The 5,388-nt window shown below is 66.9% G+C and carries 4 protein-coding genes and 1 pseudogene; 1 reads left to right on the forward strand and 4 read right to left on the reverse strand.

Features of this window, described 5'->3' with window-relative positions; translation table 11 throughout:
• Nucleotides 1-919: 919 nt before the first annotated feature.
• A complete protein-coding gene (locus tag ACZ4LX_RS37765) occupies nt 920-1,393 on the reverse strand; it encodes a DUF6924 domain-containing protein (protein WP_467651897.1) in 474 nt (157 codons plus the stop codon).
• Between the two features lie 94 nt (nt 1,394-1,487).
• Here ACZ4LX_RS37765 and ACZ4LX_RS37770 point away from each other — a divergent pair.
• Nucleotides 1,488-2,333 (forward strand): annotated as a pseudogene (locus ACZ4LX_RS37770) (IS5 family transposase).
• A gap of 53 nt (nt 2,334-2,386) precedes the next feature.
• Here the strand turns inward: ACZ4LX_RS37770 and ACZ4LX_RS37775 are convergent.
• From ACZ4LX_RS37775 to ACZ4LX_RS37785, 3 genes are all read right to left on the reverse strand, one after another.
• A complete protein-coding gene (locus tag ACZ4LX_RS37775) occupies nt 2,387-2,905 on the reverse strand; it encodes a LysE family translocator (RefSeq protein WP_467651899.1) in 519 nt (172 codons plus the stop codon).
• Entirely contained in the window at nt 2,860-3,129 is a 270-nt protein-coding gene (locus ACZ4LX_RS37780) for a hypothetical protein (RefSeq protein WP_467651901.1), read from the reverse strand. Before ACZ4LX_RS37780 ends, ACZ4LX_RS37775 begins: the two co-directional genes overlap by 46 nt.
• Before the next feature lie 1,304 nt (nt 3,130-4,433).
• Nucleotides 4,434-4,973, reverse strand: coding sequence for a hypothetical protein (locus tag ACZ4LX_RS37785; RefSeq protein WP_467651902.1), 540 nt, complete (start codon nt 4,971-4,973; stop codon nt 4,434-4,436).
• Nucleotides 4,974-5,388: the final 415 nt, after the last annotated feature.

Below are 5,388 nucleotides of genomic sequence, written 5' to 3' on the forward strand. Positions count from 1 at the left end.
GACTCTATCAGACTCTTTCGTGTCCGATTCCCGGTCGAAGCGGGTCTCGCATTTTCGCTTTCCAGTTCTTCGCTTTCGCGCTTCCCTTTCCGGCGAGCTCAACTCTATCAGAGTATTTCGGCCCTGATTCCCGCTGCCGAGTGAGCCGTGACGACCCGTCCGCCCGGCCGATCGTCTTAGCGAGATCGGCCTGCTGACGGTACGTCATGCGGGGTGCCGTGGCCCTGGGGTCCTGGCTGCCCTGCGCAGCACACACCATACCCACGCCCAACTCGTCGGCGAATCCGGGGCCCGGTTCACCACGGTCTGCAGCCACATCCGCAAGCCGGCAGAGGTCATGGGCCCATTCGGACAAGCCGGGATGCGGCCGTCCGGCCTGCGGAACGGCCCGAGGTTTCCCGGGCCCTTACTCGTCCCTAGGCTCCGCTCGTACCCACTGCGTCACACACTCGCCGAGCCGCTTCGCGCCCCGGACGGTTCCTCTCGGTGCTGCTGTTGTCCTCCCTCATGGACCGTGCCGAAACAATGATCCTGATGTCTGCCCCCGTGTGTCTTTCCCGCGGTCCCGCGACGGGACCACCGGACTCCGGGCCGGCACGGCTGTTGCCCCTTGTCGGAGTCGTGACATGAGGGGGCGTCCCTGTGCCGGCAGGTGTCGTCGGAGACTCGGAGACGTAGATGAGAGGTCCGGCCGCCGTCCGCTCCGGCGCAATGCCGGGCAGTACTCGGGTGGCAGGCCTGCGTAGCGTGGATGCGCGCGACACTGCTACCGAGGCCCCGGCACCACCAACCCCCGTGGCCAGGGTGTGGCGTCCGATCCGGCAACAACGCCCCGATCCGCGCCAACTGCGCGTCACTCGACGACATGCCTCAACGAACGACTCGCATCTGCGGAGGCAACGGCCGCCCGCCGTACCGGTCAGATAGGTCGCAGTACCTGATCAGGCTCTGCGGAAGCAGCCCCGGCGAACTCTGCGAAGTCCTCGTTGCCGAGCGCCAGGCCCACCTGGACACCGTGCGCCGCGGCAGGCAGGGCTCGAAACTCCCGAGGCTCAGGCGACTCGATGAGTTCCTGGTCATAGACGGGGTCAAGGCCACTCACATCTTCCCAGACGGTCGACAGAGCCAGCAACGCCCGCGCCGGCGACCGCATGGTGCCGCGGTCAGCAATGAAGACAACAACCAGGTCCTCATCCACCACGGCGCCAAGAACCTCGTCGGCCGTTGCTCCTGACCAAGCAGGCGCATCGACCAGCTGCACTGCTGCGGCAAACTCCCCAACCACCGCGTTCCACGTCTCGTCGTCGCTGAAGTCGGTCCTGATGACGAGAACGTCGAACAAGTCGCGTCCGATCTCAGGCAGCACTCGCTCAGGAGTCTCCGGCAGCCTCATGCCCAGGACTCTCCCACCCCGCGCCGACAACCAGCTCCTGCCGGAGTGATCCAGAAGAGACGGCCCGGCGATGTCTTCAGAATGATCACGGTTGGTGGAGCATGCTGCTGGGCTATGCCGCCATGAACTGTCCTATTCCGAGTGGGAGTTCGTCCGCCCGTTGCTGCCCGAGTCGTTGCGGGGCGGAAGCGGATGGACGACCGCAGGGTCCTGAACGGGGCCGTGCGGAAGTTTCGTGCTGCCGTCGCCTGGCGGGATGTGCGCGAGTGATACGGGCCGTGGGCCTCTCTTCGTACCCGTTTCCGCGGGTGGGCGCTGGACAGCACGTTCAATCGGATGCTCCGGGCGGCCCAGGCGAAGGCCGATGCGGCCGGCGACGTTGAATGGCTCGTCACGGTCGACTCGACCGTCGTGCGCGCTCACCAGCATGCGGCCGGGGCCCGAAGGGGGGCTCAGCGACCCGGCTCTCGGACGGTCCGGAAGTGGGCTGACCAGCAGGATTCGCCTGGCCTGCGACGGGCGGGGCCGTCCCCTGGCTTTCGTCGTCACTGGCAGCAACACCAACGGCTGCACCCGGTTCACCGCCGTGATGGAAGCCATCCGGGTTCCTCGGATCGGGCCGGGGCGGCCCAGCGTCCGGCCCGATCACGTCCTGGGAGACAAGGGCTAGAGCTCGAAGGCGATCCGCTCCTGGTTGCGGCATCGCGGCATCCCGCACACCATCCCTGAGCGAGCCGCCCAGATAGCGAACCGAGCCCGGCAGGGCAGTCGGGAAGGCCGCCCGCCGGTCTTCGACCGCGAGGTCCACAAGCACCGCAACGTCGTGGAACGGTGCCTCAGCCGACTTGAGCAAGGGCAAGGGATTGCCACCCGCCATGACAAAACTGCCGAGTTCTGCGGAGCAGCCGTTGCCCTTGCCTCACTTGTGATGTGGGCCTGACATTCGACGCTCGGCTTCGTCCAGTCATGCGCTCTGCTGACGGGTCCGCTCCGTCAGCCTCGCAGAGCCAGAGCGGCCCCCAGGCCGACCAGTCCCACGCCCGACGCTCCAGCCAGTCCGCGCCGGACACTACGGCGGCGCAACAGGACCTCGACTCGGGCGAGGAGCAAGAGAACCAGCGCGAACCACATCAGGCACATGAGCCAGAAGACTCCGGCCAGAACACTGTGCGAGGCCGTCGCTCCCAGGCCGGGCAGGATGAACTGCGGGAAGAGCGCCAGGTAGAAGACCGCCACCTTGGGATTGAGCAGATTACTGATCAGGCCCTGCCGGAAGGCGGTGCGCACGGTACGTCCCGCAGCCGCTGGGGCGGGCTCGGCGGAGCAGGAAGCCGGAGTATCTGCGGCAGCACTGCGGCGCAGGCGAACGAAATCGGCCAGGGACTGGGCGCCGAGATGGACGAGGTAGAGGGCGCCGACGACGCGGAGAATGGTGTAGCCGACCTGTGAGGCGGCCAGCGGAGCTGTCAGACCAGCGACCGCTGCCGATGCCAGTACGGCGTGTCCCAGCATGATCCCCCAGCAGTCGCCCGGCCCGCGCGCCGCCCCGACCGGGCCGTGTATGCCAGCAGCAGGGTCAGATCAGGTCCGGGCACGACGATGATGACCAGGGACGCGGCGACGAAGCCGAGTAGTTCTGCCACAGAGACCGGTCCGTTCAGCGCGTACATGGCCCGGGACAGTCGTACCGGGAGCCGTCGCACGGGGTCGGGGCCCTGCAACGGCGGCAGTGCCATTCCAGCGCACGATGCCGCTGTAAGGGCAGGGCCAATCCGAACGATCTGGACTGCCTGTGCAAAGGCCGCGTCGGGCGGACGCGACATTTGACGACAGGCCCTGGGCGAGACCGAGGCACCTGGCTCCGCGATCATCTCGGGTCCGGCCCGCACACACCGTCGCGATGTCCGGCACACCGTCCTGTCCCGCGAGCGCGTCATGCACCCCGGTCCGTATTCCAGTCGGCCTGGTTGTCATCGGCCGCGACAACCGCGAGAGCCATGCGTTCCACTGCGGCCACCGTTCCCGCCAGAACCAGCCCCAGAGCCTCTGCCGTCCGCCCGGACAGTTGCGACCACGAAGCGTACGAAGCCCCGTCCAAGGCCACCCCTCACTCCCGGGGAGCGTCGTCCAGCAACCTGCCGGGCCACGAGCACAGCCCCTGGGCTGATGTCAGTGCAGGTCGAGGACCATCACGTCAAAGAGGTCCACAGCCGCGCCTCGCCGATCTTCCGGTATCCCCACACGCCCGGCACGCGGCCGACGCTGTCCAGCTTTCCCGGGTGGCCGTTCAACAACACCCGCCCGCCCCAGGGCTGTCGAGCAGCGTCTCGTACAGGCGCCGCGCAATGCCTCACCGTGCCACGCCTTATCAGCGCCGCGGTCCACCCACTCCGCCCAACGTGTCGCTGCTGCGTCAGCTGATTTCCCCCGGGGCCTGTTCCGTACGCACCTGCCAAGTCCGGGAACCACGGCACTGTCGACGTCCTGGGTGAACGGCAGGCCAAGCGAATACGCATCAACCAACCTTCGAGGAAGGCGAGTTGCACACCTGTACGCCGCCGGGTGGCACCTTGCCCGCCACCGGGACGATCCGCTTCCCGCCACCGACTGGGCCGAGACGTCTTCGGCACCCAGCGCCTCATGGGGTGGCCCGCCAACCGGCGGCCAGTCCAGACGTAGTTCATCAGTCCGGAGTACATCTCCACGTACACGGAAGCTGCCGGGGCGGCTCAGGACCTGTCCAGGCCGTTCCGGCGGACCGCGCGTTTTCATCATGCGTGATCAGAAGAAATCCACGCCGCCGTTTCCCAGCCGTCCGACCAGATCGGCCATTGTCTTCGGCGAGGCCGCCCGGGTGGCCGGCCATCCACCTGCGATACCGCGGCAGACAGGCGGCGCAACGGGGCCGAACAATCACCAGCAAGCTCAACGAGTACCGCGGCCTGGTCGTGCGAACGCACGAGCCCGCAATTGCCCACCAGGCCGCACTCCACCTCAGGGCCATCCTCGTCTGTGCCCGCGAATGGCCAAGGAGAAAACCTCAGTACTGGTTGTCGACGCCGAGGGCGTGTTCTTTGAGGAACGCGCCCGCATGGGCCGCTGCCTCTTCCGCGGTCACATAACGCACCCCCTCGTCGGCCGTGCCCGATGTGCCGTCAGCCGCCCTACCCGTCCAGTTCCATTGCCCGGCAGGCTCTTGCACCAGCTCAGCTGTCCCTCCGAAAAGTGCAAGCCTGCGCCTGCCCGCCGCCGCTGGTGTCGGGCGGCTCACGGCGTCGGGCCACTTCTTGCGAGCACCCTGCCGGGTGATGCCCCAAGTGGCCCCCAACTGCTCGTAACTTGCACCGTAGGAACCGGCGGTTACTGCCGCCTGCCCAGCCAGCCGCCTGACCTCGACATCCATTACCTTCCAAGCAGCCAGGACAGACAGCGCCACTTCGGCAGGATCCGCGTCCCACATACGGTCCGCCGGCAGACCGCTCTGCCGGGATCGGATAGCCGAGGCCAGAGGGTTCAAGGCGTCGTACAGGGCCTTGTCGAGCTCCACCTGCTCTTCTGGGGTGATCTCAGAGACCATCATGCGACAACCATAGTTCCTCTGCTCGCATCCGTAAACTAAAGTTTCCGAGCTGACTGTAACTGCGGCCCCCACCGCAGCAGAGGCGCAGGCTCCAGGCGTCGATCGCAGAGAGACGTGGGCCATGCCCGTACCTCACCACTCGATCCTCGTGCCGCGACGACCGCCGGAAGTGACAGTGCTGCAGCGGCCTGGTGTGCCATGTACGACCCAGCGAAGCGGGCGGATGTCGTCCCGGCCGGGCCATTGCGGGGCATCGAACTCCCGTTCTCCCCCACGATTCACCATCAACTTGCACATCGTTCTGGTCGTGAACGCAGAAGAGCCCCGTGCCACAAGGGCACGGGGCTTTTCCACAATGATTGTTCGGCGGCGTCCTACTCTCCCACAGGGTCCCCCCTGCAGTACCATCGGCGCT

It is taken from the genome of Streptomyces sp. NPDC026062, assembly GCF_055568375.1.